General features: G+C 32.7%; 16 protein-coding genes and 1 tRNA gene. 12 read left to right on the top strand and 5 right to left on the bottom strand.

Annotated features, from left to right (window positions below; translation table 11 throughout):
• Positions 1-10 precede the first annotated feature (10 nt).
• From AC1RRN_RS11925 to AC1RRN_RS11915, 3 genes are all read left to right on the top strand, one after another.
• Entirely contained in the window at positions 11-1,618 is a 1,608-nt protein-coding gene (locus AC1RRN_RS11925; RefSeq protein WP_492967509.1) for a RagB/SusD family nutrient uptake outer membrane protein, read from the top strand.
• 20 nt (positions 1,619-1,638) lie between these two features.
• Entirely contained in the window at positions 1,639-2,736 is a 1,098-nt protein-coding gene (locus tag AC1RRN_RS11920) for a SusE domain-containing protein (protein ID WP_492967508.1), read from the top strand.
• Between the two features lie 74 nt (positions 2,737-2,810).
• Positions 2,811-5,684 carry an alpha-amylase family glycosyl hydrolase gene (locus AC1RRN_RS11915; protein ID WP_492967507.1) on the top strand — a complete coding sequence of 958 codons (2,874 nt, stop codon included), beginning with the start codon at positions 2,811-2,813 and terminating at the stop codon, positions 5,682-5,684.
• Between the two features lie 107 nt (positions 5,685-5,791).
• Here the strand turns inward: AC1RRN_RS11915 and AC1RRN_RS11910 are convergent, their stop codons facing one another.
• From AC1RRN_RS11910 to AC1RRN_RS11900, 3 genes are all read right to left on the bottom strand, one after another.
• Complete coding sequence (locus AC1RRN_RS11910; RefSeq protein ID WP_492967506.1) at positions 5,792-6,016, bottom strand: DUF6814 family protein; 225 nt, start codon at positions 6,014-6,016, stop codon at positions 5,792-5,794.
• Positions 6,017-6,029: 13 nt separating this feature from the next.
• Positions 6,030-7,526 (bottom strand): MFS transporter, encoded by a 1,497-nt coding sequence (locus tag AC1RRN_RS11905; RefSeq protein ID WP_492967505.1) that lies wholly within the window; start codon positions 7,524-7,526, stop codon positions 6,030-6,032.
• 431 nt (positions 7,527-7,957) lie between these two features.
• Positions 7,958-8,030: transfer RNA gene (locus tag AC1RRN_RS11900), tRNA-Phe, on the bottom strand.
• 104 nt (positions 8,031-8,134) lie between these two features.
• Here AC1RRN_RS11900 and AC1RRN_RS11895 point away from each other — a divergent pair.
• From AC1RRN_RS11895 to AC1RRN_RS11865, 7 genes are all read left to right on the top strand, one after another.
• Positions 8,135-8,869, top strand: coding sequence for a type III pantothenate kinase (locus AC1RRN_RS11895; protein WP_492967504.1), 735 nt, complete (start codon positions 8,135-8,137; stop codon positions 8,867-8,869).
• Positions 8,862-10,091, top strand: coding sequence for a BamG family beta-barrel-assembly machinery protein (gene bamG / locus AC1RRN_RS11890; protein WP_492967503.1), 1,230 nt, complete (start codon positions 8,862-8,864; stop codon positions 10,089-10,091). Before AC1RRN_RS11895 ends, bamG begins: the two co-directional genes overlap by 8 nt.
• Before the next feature lie 52 nt (positions 10,092-10,143).
• On the top strand, positions 10,144-10,695 hold the full coding sequence (gene lptC / locus AC1RRN_RS11885) for an LPS export ABC transporter periplasmic protein LptC (RefSeq protein ID WP_492967502.1): 552 nt from the start codon (positions 10,144-10,146) through the stop codon (positions 10,693-10,695).
• Positions 10,696-10,702: 7 nt separating this feature from the next.
• Complete coding sequence (locus AC1RRN_RS11880; protein WP_492967501.1) at positions 10,703-10,897, top strand: hypothetical protein; 195 nt, start codon at positions 10,703-10,705, stop codon at positions 10,895-10,897.
• A 2-nt stretch (positions 10,898-10,899) separates the two neighbouring features.
• Positions 10,900-12,159, top strand: a complete 1,260-nt coding sequence (locus AC1RRN_RS11875; protein WP_492967500.1) for a hemolysin family protein — start codon at positions 10,900-10,902, stop codon at positions 12,157-12,159.
• Positions 12,160-12,267: 108 nt separating this feature from the next.
• The gene (locus AC1RRN_RS11870) at positions 12,268-14,367 is read left to right on the top strand and encodes a peptidylprolyl isomerase (protein ID WP_492967499.1); all 2,100 of its coding nucleotides are present in this window, start codon (positions 12,268-12,270) and stop codon (positions 14,365-14,367) included.
• A 364-nt stretch (positions 14,368-14,731) separates the two neighbouring features.
• Positions 14,732-15,079, top strand: coding sequence for a hypothetical protein (locus AC1RRN_RS11865; protein WP_492967498.1), 348 nt, complete (start codon positions 14,732-14,734; stop codon positions 15,077-15,079).
• A 40-nt stretch (positions 15,080-15,119) separates the two neighbouring features.
• Here AC1RRN_RS11865 and AC1RRN_RS11860 read toward each other — a convergent pair whose 3' ends face one another.
• Together AC1RRN_RS11860 and AC1RRN_RS11855 are read right to left on the bottom strand one after the other, a co-directional pair.
• Entirely contained in the window at positions 15,120-16,040 is a 921-nt protein-coding gene (locus AC1RRN_RS11860; RefSeq protein ID WP_492967497.1) for a GYDIA family GHMP kinase, read from the bottom strand.
• A 124-nt stretch (positions 16,041-16,164) separates the two neighbouring features.
• On the bottom strand, positions 16,165-17,478 hold the full coding sequence (locus tag AC1RRN_RS11855) for a hydroxymethylglutaryl-CoA reductase, degradative (RefSeq protein ID WP_492967496.1): 1,314 nt from the start codon (positions 17,476-17,478) through the stop codon (positions 16,165-16,167).
• A gap of 181 nt (positions 17,479-17,659) precedes the next feature.
• On the opposite strand from AC1RRN_RS11855, the gene AC1RRN_RS11850 reads away from it, so the two are divergent.
• Together AC1RRN_RS11850 and AC1RRN_RS11845 are read left to right on the top strand one after the other, a co-directional pair.
• Positions 17,660-19,831 (top strand): S9 family peptidase, encoded by a 2,172-nt coding sequence (locus tag AC1RRN_RS11850; RefSeq protein ID WP_492967495.1) that lies wholly within the window; start codon positions 17,660-17,662, stop codon positions 19,829-19,831.
• 36 nt (positions 19,832-19,867) lie between these two features.
• Complete coding sequence (locus tag AC1RRN_RS11845; protein ID WP_492967494.1) at positions 19,868-21,544, top strand: peptide MFS transporter; 1,677 nt, start codon at positions 19,868-19,870, stop codon at positions 21,542-21,544.

Genomic DNA, 21,544 nt, shown 5'->3' with positions numbered 1-21,544 from the left:
AACAAATAAAATGAAAATATCATTTAAATATATATCTTATTTCTTCCTATTCATTTTAGGAATAAGTATGACGCTTACTTCGTGTACGGACGATTTAAACGTAACGCCGGGCGATGATGATGAGTTTCTATCTGAATCATTTTTTAAAGATCCTACATCATATAAAGAGGTCCTTGCAAAATTATATGCTGGATTATATGTAGGAGGAAATGACGGTGATTCATCACCGGATATCGCAGGAATTGGTGGAGATTTCAGTAGTTACTTAAGATTACTTTTCGTAACACAGGAACTTCCAACAGATGAGGCGGTTATTGCTTGGGCTGATGGTACTTTACCAACAATTAATACTCAAACGTGGTCACCTGCTAACGAATTCTTAGCAGGAACATTTTCAAGAGCATTCTATGAAATTAGTGTTGCTAATGAATTTTTAAGACAAACAACAGATGAGAAATTGAGTGAAAGAGGTGTTGATGCTAATCTTAAAGCTGAAATTGCAACTTTTAGAGCTGAAGCTCGTTTCTTAAGAGCATTTTCTTATTATAACTTAATGGATTTGTTCGGAAATGTGCCAATTACTACTGAAAAAGATCCTGTTGGTTTCTTTTATCCTGAACAAAAAACAAGAGCAGAAGTTTTTGCTTTTCTTGAAGCTGAATTGAAAGATTTAGATGGTAGCCTTGCTGCTCCAAAAACAAATGAGTACGGAAGAATCGATAAAACTGCTGCTAAATTTTTATTAGCTCAGATGTATTTAAATTCTAAAGTTTATACAGGTACTGATAGAAATAACGATGCGGCTGTATTGTGCAACGACATTATTACAAGTTCAGGATACACATTCGCAAATGTTCCTTACCGTTATTTATTTTCTGCAGATAATAATACAAATGGCGCTCAATCTGAGTTTATTTTTCCAATTATTGGTGATGGAAATGCTATCAGAGCAATTGGTGGAGGAATGAGTTTTATTATACATGCTTCTATTGGAGGAAGTATCGATGCTTCTTCAAGAGGTATGGATGGTGGATGGTTTGGAACAAGAACTCGTAAAGAGTTTGTTGCTCTTTTCCCTGATGCAACTGCCACTGGAGACAAAAGAGGAACATTCCATACAGATGGCCAGTCTTTAGATATTAACAATATTGGAACTTTTACAGATGGATATGCCGTTACAAAGTATATCAACAAAAAGGCTGATGGTTCTGCGGCACAAAGAACAGATATGCCAGATACTGATTTTCCGATGTTCAGATTATCTGATGTTTACTTAATGTATGCTGAAGCAACTGTGAGAGGTGCTTCTTCTGGAAATATTACTACAGCTGTAGGTTACATTAATAAAATCAGAACGAGAGCAAATGCTACACAAATTAGTACTGCAGATTTAACTCTTGATTTTATCTTAAATGAAAGAGGAAGAGAATTGTTCTGGGAATGCCACAGAAGAACTGATTTAATTCGTTTTGGAAAATTCACAGGTGGATCTAAAATCTGGCAATGGAAAGGTGGTACTATGAATGGTACTTCAACAGAATCTTACAGAGATTTAATGCCTATTCCGTCTAGAATTATTCAGGCAAATCCAACTTTGAAGCAAAATCCAGGATACTAACACCTTTATAAAACAGTAAAATGAAAAATATATATAAAATTTTAATCGCATTTATTGGTGTATTGGCGGTGTCGTGTAATGCTGATGCTGTAGATGACAGACCAATAATTTCAGCTGTTTCGGTACCAGAAATTACTGCACCGGCAACAGGAGCCAAATTTGTTTTGGATGCTAACAAGCCATCAGAAGTAGCTGCAAAATTTACTTGGTCAGCTGCAACATACTCAACAGCTGTAGTAGTAAAATATACTTTGTTAATTGATAAAAAAGGGGGTGATTTTAAAGCTGCCAAAACTCTTGCAACGACAACGAGTATAACTGAAGCTTCAGTGCTTGCTAAAGATTTAAATCAGGCGGCAATTGATCTTGGTGCACAAACCGAAGTTGTTTCTCAGTTTGATGTAAAAATTACTTCAAGTGTTGCGGGAGCTATTCCTCAGTTAGGTACAAAGCTAATTACAATCAGCGTAACTCCTTATACAGGTAGAGTTGATTACAACTTTAAGGAATGGTATTTAGTTGGAGACGCTACAGTTTCAGGATGGGATAACAATAAAGGAAACCAAATATTATTCAGAAATCCAAAAAATTCAAATGAATATAAATTTACAGGATTCTTTAAAAAAGGTTATTTCAAAACTATTACTAATTTAGGTAACTGGGCTCCAATGTATGGAGGTTCAGGAGGAAGTTTAGTGTATAGAGGAACAGAGGCAGCTCCGGATCCTGCTAGTTTTGAAATCACGGCTGATGGTTATTACACTTTCATTATGGATGTTGAAAAATTAACTTATAAACTTACTCCGTATGATGCTTCTGCTGCAAAATTATATACAACAGTAGGTATTATTGGAGACAGTACACCTGGTGGCTGGGATTCTTCAACGCCAATGGTGAAATCTACTTTCAACGGACACATTTGGAGTCTTGGTAAAACAGCTTTGAAGGATGGTGGACTTAAATTTAGAGCAAATGATAGTTGGGATGTTTCATGGGGTGGTAATACTGCCTTCTCAGGAGGCGGAACTGGAGATAACATACCAGTAGCGAAATCTAAATATCTTATTTATTTCAATGATTTAGATGGAAGCTATTTAATGATTCCAAATCAAGAGTAATATTTTTTGAAATATTTAAAAGGGCTATCTATAAGGTAGCCCTTTTTTACTCCAACTAACTAATCAACCACTTTATGAAAAAAACTTTACTATTAATCGCGCTTTTGTGGTCTGTGGCTTTTTTTGCCCAGAAAGCAGAAGTAACCTATTCTATAAATCCGCCCACTTTTGACGAAACAACTCCTATTTCTATTACAATTGATGGAAAGACAATTAATGAGAGTGCCTGGGCAGTAACAGGAAATGCAATATACTTTTGGTCATGGTCTTTTGATGTAAGTGACAAAAATGAATTAGATTCACCATCAAACGGATCCTGGACAGCATCAAATGAAGCTAGTAAATTTACTTATAACGCAGGAACGGATACTTATACTAAAACATTTACTCCATCAGTTTATTTTAATAGAAACGGAATTGGAAAAATAGGTTTTTTGGTTAAAGCAAAGGATGGGTCCGGAACAAAACAATCACAAGATATTTTAGTCGAAGTTGGCTCTTTTCAGGCTACACTAACTTCTCCGGCTGAAAATAGTACTACAATTATAGCTTCTGGTTCTAATTTTAATATTGCAGCTACAAATACAAACGGAGCCGCGAGTTATACATTAAAAGCAAACGGAACGACAATCAATTCAAATACAAGTACATCGTCTTATTCATTTAATCATACCAATATAATAGCCAATCAAAGTTATGAATTGAGTGTGGTACAGGGAGCGACAACGATAATTAAAAAGTTTTCAGTAATTGTAAATCCAAATACGGTTTCTGAAACTATGCCTTCAGGTTTAGTTGACGGAATCAATTATAATACTGCAGATGCAACAAAGGCAACTTTAGTTTTAGATGCACCTTTAAAAGATTTTGTTTACGTTGCCGGAAGTTTTAATAACTGGCAACCTACAACGGCATATGCTATGAAAAAAGATCCTGCTTCTGATAAGTTCTGGCTAGAATTAACAGGATTAGTTTCAGGAGTAAATAATACTTATCAGTATTGGGTTGTTGATGCAACTCCATTGGCAAATTCTCCTTCATTGGTAAAAACAGCCGATCCTTATTCGACTTTGGTTTTATCTCCTTATGATGATTCTTCGATTCCTGCCACCTCTTATCCAAATATGCCAGCGTATCCGGCAGGACAGAATTTTGAAGTTACTGTGCTTAAAACTGGACAAACTCCATACAATTGGCAAGTAACTAATTTTAGTAAACCTGAAAAAGATAAATTGGTTGTTTATGAAGTTTTGGTCCGTGATTTTGATGCAAGCAGAAATTATCAGAGCCTTATTAATAAAATAGATTATTTTAAAACACTTAAGATAAATGCTATTGAATTAATGCCTGTAATGGAATTTGAAGGCAATGAAAGTTGGGGTTATAATACTTCATATCATATGGCTTTGGATAAATTTTATGGTACTTCGGATAAATTGAAAGAGCTTATCGATTTATGTCACCAAAACGGAATTGCAGTTATTCTTGACGTGGCTTTAAATCACGCTTTCGGAAGAAATCCCATGGTAAGAATGTGGATGAATGATCCTGATGGAGATGGTTTTGGATCACCAACAACAGAAAACCCTTATTTTAATACCGTTGCCAAACACAGTTATAGTGTGGGTGAAGATTTTAATCATCAATCGGTAAAAACACAATATTATGTAGATCGTGTGATCAAACAATGGATTGAAGAATATAAAATTGATGGTTTCCGTTGGGATTTAACTAAAGGATTTACACAAGAATGTACTGCCGCAGATGAATCTTGTACAAACGGTTATCGCCCCGACAGAGTTGCTGTTTTAAAGAAATACGCCGATTATTCATGGAGCCTTGACCCAACGCATTATACTATTTTCGAACATTTAGGATCTGATACTGAAGAGCAGGAATGGGCAAACTACAGAATAACTGAAACGCCAAGCAAAGGAGTGATGATGTGGGGAAAAATGACGGATCAGTACAATCAATTGTCAATGGGATATTCGACAGACAATAATATTTCGAGAATGATGAGTTCCAGCCGTGGTTTTACATCAAACCGTTTAATGGGGTATGCTGAAAGTCATGATGAAGAACGTTTGATGTATAAAAACGTACAATATGGGAATTCAGCAGGAACTTACAATGTAAAAACATTGAATACCGGATTGTCTAGAATGTCAGCAATTGGAGCAGTTTCATTGTTGATTCCAGGACCAAAAATGATCTGGCATTTTGGCGAATTAGGTTGGGATGATTCTATTTTTACTTGTAGGGATGGAAGTGTAAATGATGCTTCGGCAACTCTTTCAGGTGATTGTAAATTAGATACAAAACCGCAGCCGCAATGGGCAGAAAATTGGTTAGGAGATACAAATCGAAATAAAATTTATTACGATTGGGCCAAAATGATTAACCTTAAAGTAACCGAGCCAGTATTTCTTGGAACGTCTACAATGGCTAATACAAACACGCTAACGGTAAATATTAAAATCACAAATCCAAATTTAGCAATAACACAATTAAAAGATGTGTTGATTTTAGCCAATTTTGATGTTACTGCACAAAATGTCGCTACAGGTTTTCAATACACTGGCACCTGGTATAATTTAATGGATAATACTCCTATAAATGTTACTGACGTCAATGCTGCAATCAATTTAGGGCCGGGTGAATACAAAGTTTACGGAAACAAAACAGCGAATTTGGCTATTTCAGAATTCGAAAAAGAGAATACGGTTAATTTATATCCAAATCCGGTATTGCATTATTTTACCATAAATATTGCAACGACTAAAGTTCAGATTTATGCAATGTCCGGTCAATTGGTAAAAAGTTTTACTCCAAATGGAAATGCAGATTTTCAATTTGGCGTAAGCGAATTAAAAACAGGATTATATGTTGTGAAAGCAATTGATGAAAATAATAAAGTTCAGGTTATGAAATTTATTAAAAAATAAAATAAAAGTACAGTCATTATTTTTAATGATGAATGTTTGGTTAGTTTAGTAATGCGAAAGGGCTGTCAATTTTTTTTGACAGCCCTTTCAATTTTAAGTTGATTTGGTTATTTTTTCTGATCGTATTCGCCAATCATAGAAAAATAACCAAAAGTTCCCAAGCCTAAAACGATTAATGGGGTAAGAATAAACAAGATAATAATCCCAAAGACTAAATCATCCTGTTGATCTGATAGAAATTTGGGTAACCCAAATTCAAAGACACAAAAATAAGCTGCGGCAATGGAAAGAATAATCCATAAAACACCTAAAATCTTTTTAACTGTATTCATATTTATGTAGGTTTTAAAGGTGATTCGTTTTGTTTTTATTATCAATATAAATCATTCCAATTACAAAACAGACTGATGCAATAATGATTGGGTACCAGAGTCCATCAAGATAAAAGTCGGCTTTTCCATTAGCTTTAGCATGTGTTACAAAGTAAGTTGAAATCGCAGGAAGCAAACCTCCAAAAATTCCATTTCCAACATGATACGGCAACGACATCGAAGTGTATCTGATTTTTGTTGGAAACATTTCTACTAAAAATGCGGCAATTGGTCCGTAAACCATAGTCACAAACAACACTTGAATAAAAACCCAAAAAACTAACATCCACTCATCTTCAGAATTTATTTTGATCGAAATACTACTTTGAGATGCTTTTTTATTGGCAAAATCTGTTTTCTTTTCCATATACGATGTTCCGTCTGTATAGGTTTTGGAAATAGTAGTTACAGTATCATTATTTTTCGTTATTTCTATATTTTTCGTTGTTTTATCAACTATTTCTGTTTTGTAACTTACATTGGTGGTGTTGTACATTTCTTTGTAAATAGAACGATAAGATAAAATCGCAAGCAACATCCCTAACATCATAATGTATTTTCTGCCTACTTTGTCGCTCAGCCATCCAAAAACAATAAAAAATGGAGTTCCTATTAAAAGTGCAATTCCGAGCAATCCATCAACTTGCGATGAATCTACATTCATCACTGTTTTCATGAAACTCATGGCATAAAATTGTCCTGTATACCAAACAACGCCTTGTCCCATTGTGGCACCAAAAAGAGCCAGTAAAACAAATTTTAGATTATATCGATTTCCAAAGCTTTCTTTAAGTGGATTTGTGCTTGTTGTTCCTTCTTTTTTGGCTTTTGCAAATACAGGAGATTCATCCATATTTTTTCGAATCAAATAAGAAACTCCAACCATTACGATAGAAACCCAAAACGGAACACGCCATCCCCAAGTGTCAAAGTCTTCTGCTGAAAGAATATTTTTAGTTGCGAGTATTACCATTAATGAAATGAATAATCCAACAGTAGCTGTGGTTTGAATCCAGGAAGTCCAATATCCTTTTTGTCCAACTGGAGAGTGTTCTGCAACATAAGTTGCCGCACCGCCATATTCCCCACCAAGAGCGAGTCCTTGCAGTAAACGTAAAATTAGAACTAATAAAGGAGCTAAAAATCCGATTGTTTCATAACTCGGAATACATCCTATTAAAAAGGTAGAACCGCCCATTAATAATAAGGTAGCCATAAAAGTATATTTACGACCAATAATATCACCAAGTCTTCCAAAAAACAAAGCACCAAAAGGGCGAACAACAAATCCGGCAGCAAAAGTCGCTAATGTTGATAAAAACGCAGCTGTTGGGTTATCACTTGGAAAAAATTTGGTTGAAATAACAACTGCTAAACTTCCAAAAATATAGAAATCATACCATTCAATCATTGTTCCCATTGAAGAGGCCGAAATAACTTTCCAAATGCCTTTAGTAGAAGTTTTACTCATAGAATGATTTATGTTTTTAATAACAAATAAAATAGTAATGTATCTTTTTACGAATATATAAGATATTTTTTTATTTAGTTGATATTTTTTTAACAAAAACTATTTAATTGTTTACTTTACACTTTTTAGTAGTATTTAAGTTTCAAAGTAATTAAAAAGAGAAGATTTTAAACCGTAAAAAGCGCAGAGATTTACGCAAAGTTCAAAAGAAATAGCCACAGATAAAAAATGTAAATAGAAATAGCATGTTGTTTTGACAGTTGAAAAACAATATTTCTATAATCTAGTCCCACGGTTGAAATTGTGAACTATAAATGAAAAATCAGGTCTTGCGAACTTTCGTAAACCTTTGAACTTAAATTTTGGAATTTAAATTTCCTCAAAGTATTAAAAAACAAAAAACCCGAATATTTCTATTCGGGTTTTAAACGTGGTACCTCCAGGGATCGAACCAGGGACACATGGATTTTCAGTCCATTGCTCTACCATCTGAGCTAAGGTACCGTGTTGTGCTCATTGCGGGTGCAAAGATAGAATCATTTTTCGTTTATCCAAAACATTTTTTTAAAAAAATCAATTCGTATCTTCGCATTGCTAAAAAAACAAACATGGTTTTAACGGTTGATGTCGGAAACACTCGAATTAAAGCGGCTGTCTTTGAGGGGAGTACTGCTCTTGAGAATTTTATTTTTGAGAAAAATGAACTCGAAAAAAAAATTAAAAAAATTTTAAAAAAATTTCAAAATTGTTCTGATCTGGTCGTTGCTTCAGTTGGAAATGTCGAAAAGCAATCTTTTTTGATATTTGAAAGCCAGTTAAAAATTCACTTTTTAACACAAGAAGATATTTTTCCTTTTGTAAATAAATATGAGACACCAAAAACTTTAGGAATTGATAGAATGGTTTTGGCTGCCGGAGCGACTCTGCAATTCCCAAAACAAAACAGATTAGTGATTGATGCCGGAACTTGCATAACCTACGATTTTATCGACGAAAATGATAATTATCTTGGTGGAGCGATTTCACCAGGCTTACGATTGCGTTATGAAGCGCTTCATAATTTCACGGCAAAGCTGCCTTTATTAGCTTTTGAGAGTCCTGAATCATATATAGGAAACTCTACTAAAGAAGCGATTCATTCTGGTGTTGTGAATGGGTTCGTCTATGAGATTGATGGTTTTATCGATGAATATCGCGAGAACTTTTCAAATTTTATAATAATTTTAACGGGTGGCGATGCAGAATTTTTGGCTAAACGATTAAAAAATACCATATTTGCCAATTCAAATTTCCTTCTCGAAAGTTTGAACCAAACATTTCAATATAAAATCGACAATGATTAAAAAAATTATAATAAGTGCTTGTTTACTTATCTCGTTCGTTTCATTTGCTCAGCAAGGTACAGCTTCTCCTTATTCTTTTTACGGAATTGGTGATGCAAGATTCAAAGGTACTCTTGAAAATAGATCCATGGGCGGGGTATCAGTAGAGCAGGATAGTATTCACTTGAATATTGATAATCCTTCAAGTTATGCGAGTTTAAGACAAACCACATTTACAGTTGGAGGGACTTTTGGAACGTCTACATTAAAAAATACAAATGAATCTGCGAAAGCACAAAGATCTACTTTTGATTATTTAGCATTAGGAATTCCGATGGGTAAATTTGGAGCTGCTTTTGGTTTAGTGCCTTTATCTTCTGTAGGGTATAAAATTATAAATAATAATTCTGATGTGTCAGGTGCAACAAACAGCCAATTCGAAGGAAAAGGTGGTGTTAATAAAGTGTTCTTTGGTTTAGGATATAAAATTTTACCAAATTGGAATATTGGAGCTGATGCACAATATAATTTTGGACAAATTACAACAACAAGTATCGAAGGTATTACAGATGTTGCAAGTGTAACCCGCGAAACAAATCAATCTGAGTTATCTGGTGTGAATTTTAATATTGGTACTATGTATCAAAGAAAAATTTATAAAAAAACTACTTTATTTACTAGTTTAAGTTACACTTTTGCTAGTACTTTAAAATCAGATAATGCACGAATTATTTCGGTTTCAGGAGATCCGGATCCTTATGAATATCCATCAACAGAAACTAATTTAAAATTGCCTAACAAATTAACAATTGGTCTTGGTGTAGGAGAGGCAAGAAAATGGTTAGTTGGTACTACTTTAGCTTTTCAGGGTGACGGACGCTATGCAAACTATTATAATTCTAGTGATGATGTACGTTACGAGAAATATTCGAAATATGCAGTTGGAGGATATTATATTCCAAATTATACTTCGTTTTCAAATTATTTCAGCAGAATCACTTATAGAGCAGGTTTAAAATATGAGAAAATTGGTTTAGTAATTAATAACCAGTCAATTAATGATGTTGGAATGACTTTAGGAGCTGGATTTCCTATTACAGGATCTTTTTCAAATGTGAATTTAGGTCTTGAATTTGGTAAAAGAGGAACTACGGCCGCTGGTTTAATTCAGGAAAATTACTTCAATTTTAGTTTAAGCTTCTCTTTTAACGACAGATGGTTCGTGAAAAGTAAATTCAATTAAGCATCAGCTTATATGTTTTTTTAAGCTCATTACAATTTACTACATTTGGCAAATGAATTTACCAAAAAAATATATTATAAACGTTGTCACAGTTCTTGCTGTGACACTGTTTTTTGGATGCGAAAGTAATTTTAAGGAAGTTCAAAAAATTAACTTTTCAGAATTCGTTCCGGGAAGTGATGCTGATACGGTTAATATAAAATACACTGATTCAGGACGCATTACAGGAGTGCTGAAAAGTAGAAAAATGCTGGATTATTCTAATCTTGAATTTCCGTTTACTGAGTTCCCAAAAGGAATTGATGTTACACTGTATGATAAAAAACAAAAGCGTACTTTTATAAAAGCAAATTATGCGGTTTCATATAAGCAAACCGGAATTATAGATTTGCAGGGTAAAGTAAAAATTACTTCAGAAACAGGGCAGATGCTGGAAACGGAACAATTGTATTTTGATCAGAAAAACGAATGGTTTTATACTGAAAGAAAGTTTAAACTTACCGATGCTAAAGGAGTTTCTAACGGACAGGGAATTGATTTTAGTAAAGATTTTAAAGTGATAAATTCACAACGAATAACAGGCGAATTAGAAGCCAACGAATAGGATAATTATGGGTTACTTAAAATATACACAATACGTTTACATTGCATTTGCAATTTACTTTATTTACGATGGAGTTATAAAGTTAAATGAAGGTAATGAAAATTACGCTTTGAGCTTTATAATTGCCGGAATGGCAGTTTTTATGTTTTTCTTCAGAAGAAAATTTGTCAAGAAATTTGATGATCGTAATAAAAAACAGTAAAAATGGAAATTAGTATTATAATACTTTGTTTAATACTATCAGCCTTTTTTTCAGGAATGGAAATAGCTTTTATTTCCTCGAACAAAATTTATCTTGGAATCGAAAAAAAACAAGATAATTTTGCCTCCCAAATTTTAACCAAACTTACAGAGAATCCTTCGAAATTTATTGCAGCGATGCTAATTGGCAATAATATTGCCTTGGTTATTTATGGGTTTTTTATGGGTGATTTAGTTTTAAGATGTATCACCAAACTAGGATATCATTTTTCAGATATCACAAGTTTACTGGTTCAGACTGTAATTTCAACTTTTATCGTTTTAATTACGGCTGAATTTCTCCCGAAAGTTTTCTTTCAAATTTATGCCAATTCATTAATTAAGATTTTGGCTGTTCCCGCTTATTTATTTTACAGGTTATTTTATTATATCTCGACTTTTTTTATCTGGATTTCAGATTTTGTTTTGAGAAAATTTTTCAAAACAGAAGGAGATCAGGTACAACTGTATTTTAGTAAAGTTGAACTTGGCAATTATATTACAGAGCAAATGAATTCTGTTGAAGATGATGAAGAAGTAGATTCTGAAATTCAGATTTTTCAAAACGCATTAGAATTTTCAGGTGTAAAAGCGCGTGATATTATGACACCACGTACCGAAATTGTCGATATAGATTTATTTGACAGTATAACAGATTTGAAAGAGCTTTTTATTGAGACTGGTTATTCTAAAATTGTAGTAAGTCAAAATTCACTCGATGATATAGTAGGTTATGTGCATTCATTCGATTTATTTAAAAAGCCAAAAACAATTAAATCAGTTTTAATGACTGTGGAATTTGTTCCTGAAACTATTTTGATAAAAGACGCTTTAAATCTTTTAATTAAAAAGAGAAAAAATGTCGCTGTTGTTTTAGATGAATACGGAGGTACTTCCGGAATTATTACAATTGAAGATATTGTGGAAGAGCTGTTTGGAGAAATTGAAGATGAGCATGATTTAGATGAAGAATTAATCGAGCAGGAATTGGGTGATAGTAAGTATTTGTTTTCTACAAGATTAGACGTGGAATATTTAAATGAAACTTATAAATTAATGATTCCTGAAGAAGACTCATACGGTACTCTGGGAGGGTTTATTGTGAATTTTACGAAGGAAATTCCTCAAAAAGGCGAAGAAATTGTAATAGATCACTATCATTTTGTGATAGAAGAAGCTACAAATAAGAAAATTGAATTAGTAAAAATGACTATAAAAGAGTGATTTCTTTTATTAATTAAAAAAATTGTGCAAAATAAATTGCTAGTTGTATTGTTATTAACTAGATAATTGTATTTTCGCAAACTGAATATAAAATTAACGATAATAAAAATGGCAGTTTTAGCAAAAATTAGACAGCGTTCCGCTTTATTGATAGGAGTTATTGCACTTGCATTATTTGCATTTATAATACAAGATCTATTCACTAGAGGGACATTTGGTCAAAGTTCAAAAGATGTGGGAAGCATCGATGGAAAAGATATTTCATTTGAAGACTTTAGAGTTAAAGTTAGTAATGTTGAAAAAAGTGGGCAAGGGATTACTTCCACTGAAGCTGCAAACAGAGTTTGGGATCAAGAAGTTTCAATCGCATTATTATCAACTCAGTTTGATAAATTAGGATTGAGAGTTGGAGAAAAACACTTAATTGAAGTTTTGAAAGCAGATCCAAATATTGGAAAAAATCCAATGTTCCTAAATGCAGCAGGTATGTTTGATGTTGTGAAATTCAAAGAATATTTCAAAACAAATCCTGAAGCAGCACAATACATTTCTGCAAAAGAAAAAGATGCTGAATTGAATGCAAAATTTCAAATCTACAATACGTTAATTAAATCTGGACTTTACACAACTGCTAGTGAAGGAAAGTTGAAATACGAAATGGAAGCTAACAAAGTAAACTTTGCTTATGCTGGTGCATTGTATTCTTCTATTAAAGATAGTGATGTAAAGATTTCTGATGATGAGATTGTAGCTTATATGAAGAAAAACGAGAAGAAATTCAAAGCGGATGAAACTCGTGAAATTCAATATGTTTTAGTAGAAGATAAAGCTTCAAAAGAAGACGAAGCTGAAATCAAAGCTAAAATCACAGGATTATTAAACGGAAGTGTAGTATATAACGCAAAAACTGGTAAAAATGATACTTTAGCTGGTTTCAAAAATGCTACAAATGTTGCTGAATTTGTGAACGCAAATTCTGATGTTCCTTATGATTCTACATACGTGCCTAAAAATAGTTTGCCTGCAGTTGATGCGGATAAGTTATTTAGCTTACCTGCTGGAGCAATTTATGGGCCATATGTTTTTGGAAGATACTATGCTATTTCTAAATCTTTAGGATTTAAAGCTGGTGTTAATGCAAAAGCAAGTCATATCTTAATTGGTTACGAAGGATCTCAAACTCCAAACCAAAAAGAAAAAAGAACTAAAGAAGAAGCTAAAGCTAAAGCTGAAGAAATTTTAGCTCAGGTTCAGGCTAATCCTGATAGTTTCATGATGTTGGCTTTTACAAGTTCTGATGATTCATCTGCGCAACAAGGTGGTGATTTAGGTTATTTTGGTCCAAACCAAATGGTAAAACCTTTCAATGATTTTGTATTCAATAACGGTATTGGAAAAGTTGGTTTAGTAGAAACTCCTTTTGGTTTCCACGTTATCAAAATTACAGATAAACAAGACGGAATTCGTTTAGCAACAATTGCTCAAAAAATTGAGCCTTCTGAAGCTACTTCTGATAAAGTATTTACATTGGCAACTAAATTCGAAATGGATGCTGCTGATAAAGATTTTGCTGCTACAGCAAAAGAATTAGGTTTGAAAGTGGCTGCTCCGGTAACGGCAAAAGCTATGGATGAAGCGTTTGGTCCATTAGGAAATCAACGTAACATTGTAAGATGGGCATTTGACAAAGAAACGAGCATTGGAGATGTAAAACGTTTTGAATTAGCTAATATTGGTCATGTAATTGCTCAATACAAAAGCGAAAACAAATCAGGTTTAGTATCTGTTACTATGGCTAGACCTTATGTTGAGCCAATCTTGAAAAACAAGAAAAAAGCTGAAATGTTAAAAGCTAAAATGACAGGTTCAAGCCTTGAAGCTATTGCTAAAAGTGCTGGTGTAGCTGTTCAACAAGCTGCTAACGTTACTATGGATAATCCTGTTTTACCTGGTGGAGTTGGACAAGAGCCAAAAGTTGTTGGAAATGCATTTGCTTTAACAGCAAACAAAATTTCTGCTCCAATTGAAGGAAATACAGGTGTATATGTTGTAAAAAACATTAGTACTGTAAAAGCTCCGGCAATTGCTAACCACGCAGAATATGTTGCTAAAGTGAAAGCTCAAAGCGCATCTGATACAAACAGAATTTTACCAGCGTTGAAAAACAATGCTAAAATTGAAGATAACAGACTGCAATTTAATTACTAATTTTTAGTACTTAATCTAAAATAGAAAAAAACCCGAAACATTTTAAATGTTTCGGGTTTTTCATTTTAATGGCTTTTTGTAATAAATATCTACATGTTTTTCTTTAGTTATATAGGAATAATCGAAATATAATTTAAAAAATTTGTGATATTCAAAATTATACAGTTAATTTGCTCGAATTTTTGTTTTAGGAAAGTAGATTTGATATAATGATTGTTAAATAAAAATTGCGAAAAAATGATAAAAAAATACCTTAATAATCAAGCGTTTAATGTTTTCCATATTTAAATTTTTTAAAAGAAAACCCAGGGTATATTCCAAAATTGAAAACCATATTTTTGGAATTATAACAGAACTTTTGAAAGTGAGCAGCACCGACATCAATGTAGATGAATTGGGAGGAAAATATTACCTTAGTAATGAAGAACAGCACTTTAAGGTTACAATTTTGAGTAACGATTATGTTATAAGGTTGACCAATACTCGTGATTCTGTTGCTGAAAAATACGATAAAGTATTTGTCGAAGATGTTTTGAAAGCTGTAAAGGAAGAAAAACATCGCAGAATGGAGTTAGTGTATGATTCTATCAATAGCAGTATTGAAAAAATGGCAGAACGTTTACATAATACGCTTATAGAATCTAATGAGCAGGAAAATGAAAAGGTTCGTCGTTTGGAGACAAAACATATAAAAAACAAAAAAGTGAATTAATAATTCACTTTTTTGTTTTTAGAATATTTCATCATTTGTTTTATTCTTGTAAAATCATTTCATCGTAAGTAAGGATTGTTTCATATCCTTTGTTAGTGAAATATTCCTTTGGATTTTCTTTTGAAATTACCATAACAAAATCGCCACCCCAGGCACCAAGACTTTTTATGACTCCATTAAAATTCGGGAACGCAATTTCTTTAATGGTTTCTAATTCCAGAATATTACTCAAATGAATTTCGTGTTTTTCTACAAAATGTGCAAATTCATTAAGTGTTTTTGCTTCCAGAATTGCTTTGGTAATTTTATTATTGTCAACAATGTTTTTAGCTAAATTTTCATTTTTGTTGTTATAATACGCATTGATCGCAATTTTACTACTTTGTTTTTTATTTAGGTAAACAAAAAATATGTTTTTAGTGAAATCGGGATTAAATTTTACCTTTTCTACGATCGGTAAATTTTGCTCTAATCGATAGATAATGGGAGTGTTGTTTTGCGCGCAGGCAATATCATAACCACTCCCTCCAAAACTATTTTTAAGCAATGTAAAAGCATCAATTTTAGTCCATTGTGCCACGTTATTTAATAAAGTAGAGGAAGTTCCTAATCCCCAATTTTTTGGAAATGTAAGGTGTGTACTTATTTTATATCCTTCAGAATTAGTGATAAAATCAGAATTTAAAAGATAAGCTTCATGCAAGATGTTAATTAAAGTTGTTTTTACAGTTTCGATTTTAGTATCAACATTGTTTATGATTTCAGAAAATGAAATAACGTCTTTAAACCAAAGATTGCTATCAAAATTATAACTTTCCCATTGTATTTCTTTGTTAGAACCATTTTCAACAACTAAATCCTGTCCAAATTTTGTAGGTAATGCAAAAGCTTTTGCGCCATCTAAAACTAGATATTCTCCTGTTATTAAAAGTTTTCCGTTACTGTAAAAGGTCTCTTTCATTCTATGTTTTTAGCCCGATGTATTATATTTATAATTAACCCTAATATTTTGAAAATCCAAAATCCAATTATTTTTGGAATTTGGTTATTTTTGAAAACTATAATATTTGGAATTTTTTATTTGTTTATTTTCGTAAATTCTCTATAAATTCAACTACAGTGCTGTGAGAAACTGCATTTTTCTTAAAATGGGATTTAATTAAATGGCGTTCTTCTTCGTTGGCTTCAAATTGATTAATAATATTGTTTAAGTGCATTTTCATATGTCCTTCCTGAATTCCGGTTGTCGTTAAAGAACGTAAAGCGGCAAAGTTTTGTGCCAGGCCTGCAACAGCAACGATTTCCATTAATTCTTGTGCTGATGGTTTTTCAAGCATTTCAAGACATAGTTTTACCAGAGGATGTAAAGAAGTAAGTCCGCCAACAGTTCCTAAAGCAAGTGGAATTTCTAACCAAAAAGTAAATATTCCGTTTTCAATTTTAGCATGTGATAAACTCGAATATTGACCATTTCGGGAAGCGTAAGCGTGAACTCCGGCTTCAACTGCTCTAAAATCGTTTCCGGTAGCTAAAATTACAGCATCGACTCCGTTCATAATACCTTTATTATGTGTCACGGCTCTAAAAGGTTCTACTTCGGCAATTTGAACAGCCTGAACAAATCGTTCTGCGAAATCCTGCGGATTAGTAATATGCTTCTCCGTCAAATCTTCAATTGGGCATGAAACTTCCGCTCTAACAATGCAATTCGGAACATAATTAGATAAAATGCTCATAATTACTTTGATCGTTTCGTTTTCTGAAAAAAGATCAGAATCCTGAAATTCATTTTTTAATGTTGTAGCAAATTGCTCTAAACAGGAATTAATAAAATTAGCTCCCATGCTGTCTTTTGTTTCGAAAGTAGCATGAAGCTGAAAGTAATTTTCTAATAAACTTCTTTTGTCTTTAAGTTTGATATCTAAAATTCCGCCGCCACGTTGTTGCATATTTTTAGTTATGCTTTGGGTGTCAGAAAAGAATTTAGGTTTTATTTGATCAAAGAAAGATTGTAGTTTTTCTGCTTCTCCATTAAATGTAAAATGAACCTGACCAATTTTTTCGGTATTAATAACCGTCGCTTTAAATCCACCACGAGTTGCCCAATATTTGGCTGATTTTGAAGCTGCGGCAACAACTGAACTTTCTTCAATTGCCATTGGAATTGTTTTGTATTTCCCATTAATTAAAAAATTAGGAGCAACACCAAGTGGAATATAAAAATTTGTGATTGTATTTTCGATGAATTCATCATGCAATTGTTGAAGCTTCTCATCTGAATTCCAGTAATTTCTTATGATATTAAGTGCCTCATTTGGAGTAGAAAAATATTCATTGGCAATCCAGTTTATTTTTTCTTTTTTGGATAATTTAGAGAATCCAGCAACAGCATTGTTCATTTTCAGTATTTTAAATAATAATGTAGCGACAAAGATACCAATTTAAGAGTTTTGTTTGCAATCTATTTAAAGTTTGAGAAGTACGCAATCGTTATTTTTTTTAACATTTAACACTTAAAATGTGTATTATGTTTATTTTTTTTACTAAAATTGGGCTCTTTTTATATTTAAAATAATTCTAATGAATACAAGTAAAATAACGGTAGTGCTTTTATTTTTAGTCGCTACTGTATTTGGACAACAAAAAATTACTGTCGAAAACATTTATGGAGGAACATTCCGGGCGAAAGGAATGGATGAACTTCAATCACTAAAAAATACAGATCAATACACCGTTTTAAATGTTGATCAGGCCAGCAGAAGCATGCAAATTGACTTATATGATTTTGCAACGCTAAAAAAAGTGTCTAATCTAATTGATACAAAAAATCATAAAGAACTTTCAAACGGGATTGATAGTTATACTTTTGATGCTTCAGAAAAAAAGATTTTAATTGCTTGTAATACAAATAAAATCTTCCGTCACTCTTTTACTGCAGATTATTATTTATACGATATTACTTCAAAATCATTAACCAAACTTTTTGATTTTCAGGTTCAGGAACCAACTTTCTCACCTGATGGAACTAAAATTGCTTATGCTAAAGAAAATAATCTTTATGTATATGATGTAGCTTCTAAAAAATCGACTGCAATTACTACAGATGGAAAGAAAAATGCTGTGATTAATGGTATTACGGATTGGGTTTATGAAGAAGAATTTGCTTTTGTGAGAGCTTTTGACTGGAGCAAAGACAGTAAAAAACTAGCTTATATTCGTTTTGACGAAAGTGCCGTTCCGGAATTTTCGATGTCAATGTTTCATAAAGACTTATATCCAACTATTGAAACATTTAAATATCCAAAAGCAGGAGAAAAAAATTCAGTAGTTTCATTACATATATATGATGCAGCTGCAAATGCAACTAAAAAAGTTGATTTAGGAAATTATAATGATTTTTACATTGCAAGATTACAATGGACAAATGATAATAATGTATTATCAGCTCAGGTTTTAAATCGTCACCAAGATAATCTTGATTTATTATTTGTAGACGGAACAACGGCTGCGGCAAAAGTAGTTTTAAATGAAAAAGACAAAGCTTACGTAGATGTTACAGATAATTTGACATTTTTAAAAGATAATAGCTTTATCTGGACAAGTGAAAAAGACGGCTTTAATCATATTTATGTATACGATAAAACTGGAAAGCTTAAAAATCAGGTTACAAAAGGAAATTGGGAAGTTGTTTCGTACTACGGTTTCGACGAAAAAACAAAAACTATTTTCTATCAATCTACAGAAAATGGTTCTATCAACAGAGATATCTACAGAATTGGTTTAGACGGAAAAAACAAAACGCGTTTGTCTGTAAAAACAGGAACAAGTGCAGCGACTTTTAGTCCTAATTTCCAATATTTTATTACTACTTTCTCAAGTAATTTACAGCCTACAACTTATACTTTAAACGAAGCAAAATCTGGAAAAGAAATTCAGGTTATCGAAAACAATCAGGCTCTTGCTGATAAATTAAAAGCGTATAACCTTCCTGCAAAAGAATTCTTTGTTTTAAAAACAGCTAAAGGAAACGAACTAAATGCATGGATTTTAAAACCAAAAGATTTTGATCCTTCTAAAAAATATCCTGTTTTCATGTACCAATATTCTGGTCCTGGATCTCAACAAGTAAACAACGATTGGAATAATTCAGATGATTATTGGTTTTTATCGCTTACTCAACAAGGTTATATTGTTGCTTGTGTAGATGGAAGAGGAACTGGCTTTAAAGGTGCTGATTTCAAAAAAGTAACTCAAAAAGAGTTAGGTAAATATGAAGTGGAAGATCAGATTGATGCGGCAAAAGTAATTGGAGCTTATCCGTATGTTGATGCTGCCAGAATTGGAATCTTCGGATGGAGTTATGGTGGATTTATGGCTTCAAATTGTATTTTTCAGGGAAATGATGTTTTCAAAATGGCAATCGCTGTAGCTCCGGTAACAAACTGGCGCTTTTATGACAGTGTTTATACAGAAAGATACATGCAGACTCCGCAGGAAAATGCTAGCGGATACGATCAGAATTCTCCAATAAATCACGTTGATAAATTAAAAGGTAAATTTTTATTGATCCACGGATCAGGTGATGATAACGTTCATGTGCAAAATTCAATGCAAATGATGGAAGCGTTAATTCAGGCAAATAAACAGTTTGATTCTCAGATATATCCAGATAAAAACCATGGTATTTTTGGAGGGAAAACCAGAATTCAGCTTTATAATAAAATGACTAACTTTATCAAAGAAAATTTATAATCTAAATCTTTTAACCTTAAATAAATAATGAATAATATGGGAGAAACTCAAGTAAAAACTGCGCATCCAAAAGGACTTTGGGTATTGTTTGGAACGGAGATGTGGGAGAGATTCAATTTTTATGGAATGCGAGCTTTATTGACTTTATTTCTTGTGAACTCATTATTAATGAAGGAAGAAGAAGCTTCATTAATTTATGGTGGTTTCCTTGGACTTTGCTATTTAACACCAATGTTAGGTGGTTTTGTTGCAGACCGTTTTTTAGGAAACAGAAATTGTATTTTATTGGGTGGATTATTGATGGCAACAGGACAAATGTTGTTGTTCACCAGTGGAAGTATTTTTGAGAATAATTTGCCTTTAGCTAAAATCATAATGTATTCTGCATTAGGAGTTATCGTATTTGGTAACGGATTCTTTAAACCAAACATTTCGAGTATGGTTGGAAGTTTATATCCTAAACAAGAGAAAACAAAATTAGATAGTGCTTTTACTATTTTCTATATGGGAATCAATATCGGTGCTTTTTTAGGTCAGTCGATTTGCCCTTTGTTGGGAGATGTTAAAGATGCTGGAGGAATTAGAGATATTCATGCTTTTAGATGGGGATTCATGGCTGCTTCTGTAGCAATGCTTTTAGGAACAATTCTTTTCTATTTCTTGAAAAACAAATATGTCGTTTCTCCGGAAGGAAGACCATTAGGAGGTTTGCCTTCTAAAAATGAGGCTTCTGACTTTGAAGAAGGAGAAGCACAAAAAGCTAATTTTTCTAATAAATCTTTAGCAATTGCAGGACTTGCATTTGTCGCATTAGGATTCTTTTTTCATTATATTGTAGGTCAGAATCTGATTTATACTTTGATTTATTCTAGTGGATTATCATTGGCTGGATTAATTATTTCGGACACCTCATTGACGAAAATTGAAAGAGACAGAATTATTGTAATTTATATAGTTTCATTTTTTATTATTTTCTTTTGGGCAGCTTTTGAGCAAGCAGGTTCTTCGTTAACTTTTATTGCAGATAACCAGACAGACAGAAACTTCTTTGGGTTTTTAATGCCGCCATCAATGGTTCAGATTTTTAATGGACTATTTGTTGTAATTATGGCAGTACCATTTAGTATTTTGTGGGATACTCTTAGAGCAAAAGACAGAGAGCCTATTTCTCCGGTAAAATTGGCTGCGGGTTTAGTAATAATTTCGATTAGTTTCTTTATGATAGCAACTCAGGTTTCATATATTGGAACTTCTGGATTGTTATTGGTAAAATGGCTTATCTTATTATATTTCTTAAATACATGTGCTGAGTTGTGTTTATCTCCAATTGGTTTATCATTGGTAGGTAAATTATCTCCAAAACGTTTCGCTTCATTACTTTATGGAGTATTCTTTTTGTCAAATGCTTCAGGTTATGCTTTGGGTGGAACTTTAGGTTCTATCTTGCCGGCAACTGGAGATAAATTTGCAAAAGCAAAAGAATTAGGGATTGATCTTCAAGCAGTTTTAGATAATAAAATTACACCAACTCCTGAGCAATTAGCTTTATTGGATCAACACCAAATTAGTGCACATAATCACTTTTTTGCCGGATTCGAAATTCATAATTTATACGAGTTTTTTATGGTATTTGTGGTTCTTACAGGTATCGCTGCAATTATATTATTTGCTTTGACTCCGTTCTTGAAAAAAATGATGCACGGTGTTAGATAA

The sequence above is a fragment of the Flavobacterium sp. GW821-FHT11G01 genome, assembly GCF_058808175.1.
This window is presented reverse-complemented; position numbering and strand designations above follow the sequence as displayed.

What these genes read in the sequence shown, in the direction of transcription:
- bamG (WP_492967503.1), top strand. Translation starts at nt 8,862, where the DNA reads ATGATTAAAAAAATTATAATAAGTGCTTGTTTACTTATCTCGTTCGTT.
- AC1RRN_RS11845 (WP_492967494.1), top strand. Translation starts at nt 19,868, where the DNA reads ATGGGAGAAACTCAAGTAAAAACTGCGCATCCAAAAGGACTTTGGGTA.
- AC1RRN_RS11910 (WP_492967506.1), bottom strand. Translation starts at nt 6,016, where the DNA reads ATGAATACAGTTAAAAAGATTTTAGGTGTTTTATGGATTATTCTTTCC.
- AC1RRN_RS11920 (WP_492967508.1), top strand. Translation starts at nt 1,639, where the DNA reads ATGAAAAATATATATAAAATTTTAATCGCATTTATTGGTGTATTGGCG.
- AC1RRN_RS11880 (WP_492967501.1), top strand. Translation starts at nt 10,703, where the DNA reads ATGGGTTACTTAAAATATACACAATACGTTTACATTGCATTTGCAATT.
- AC1RRN_RS11850 (WP_492967495.1), top strand. Translation starts at nt 17,660, where the DNA reads ATGAATACAAGTAAAATAACGGTAGTGCTTTTATTTTTAGTCGCTACT.
- AC1RRN_RS11925 (WP_492967509.1), top strand. Translation starts at nt 11, where the DNA reads ATGAAAATATCATTTAAATATATATCTTATTTCTTCCTATTCATTTTA.
- AC1RRN_RS11905 (WP_492967505.1), bottom strand. Translation starts at nt 7,526, where the DNA reads ATGAGTAAAACTTCTACTAAAGGCATTTGGAAAGTTATTTCGGCCTCT.
- AC1RRN_RS11855 (WP_492967496.1), bottom strand. Translation starts at nt 17,478, where the DNA reads ATGAACAATGCTGTTGCTGGATTCTCTAAATTATCCAAAAAAGAAAAA.
- AC1RRN_RS11860 (WP_492967497.1), bottom strand. Translation starts at nt 16,040, where the DNA reads ATGAAAGAGACCTTTTACAGTAACGGAAAACTTTTAATAACAGGAGAA.
- AC1RRN_RS11895 (WP_492967504.1), top strand. Translation starts at nt 8,135, where the DNA reads ATGGTTTTAACGGTTGATGTCGGAAACACTCGAATTAAAGCGGCTGTC.
- AC1RRN_RS11915 (WP_492967507.1), top strand. Translation starts at nt 2,811, where the DNA reads ATGAAAAAAACTTTACTATTAATCGCGCTTTTGTGGTCTGTGGCTTTT.
- AC1RRN_RS11875 (WP_492967500.1), top strand. Translation starts at nt 10,900, where the DNA reads ATGGAAATTAGTATTATAATACTTTGTTTAATACTATCAGCCTTTTTT.
- AC1RRN_RS11870 (WP_492967499.1), top strand. Translation starts at nt 12,268, where the DNA reads ATGGCAGTTTTAGCAAAAATTAGACAGCGTTCCGCTTTATTGATAGGA.
- lptC (WP_492967502.1), top strand. Translation starts at nt 10,144, where the DNA reads ATGAATTTACCAAAAAAATATATTATAAACGTTGTCACAGTTCTTGCT.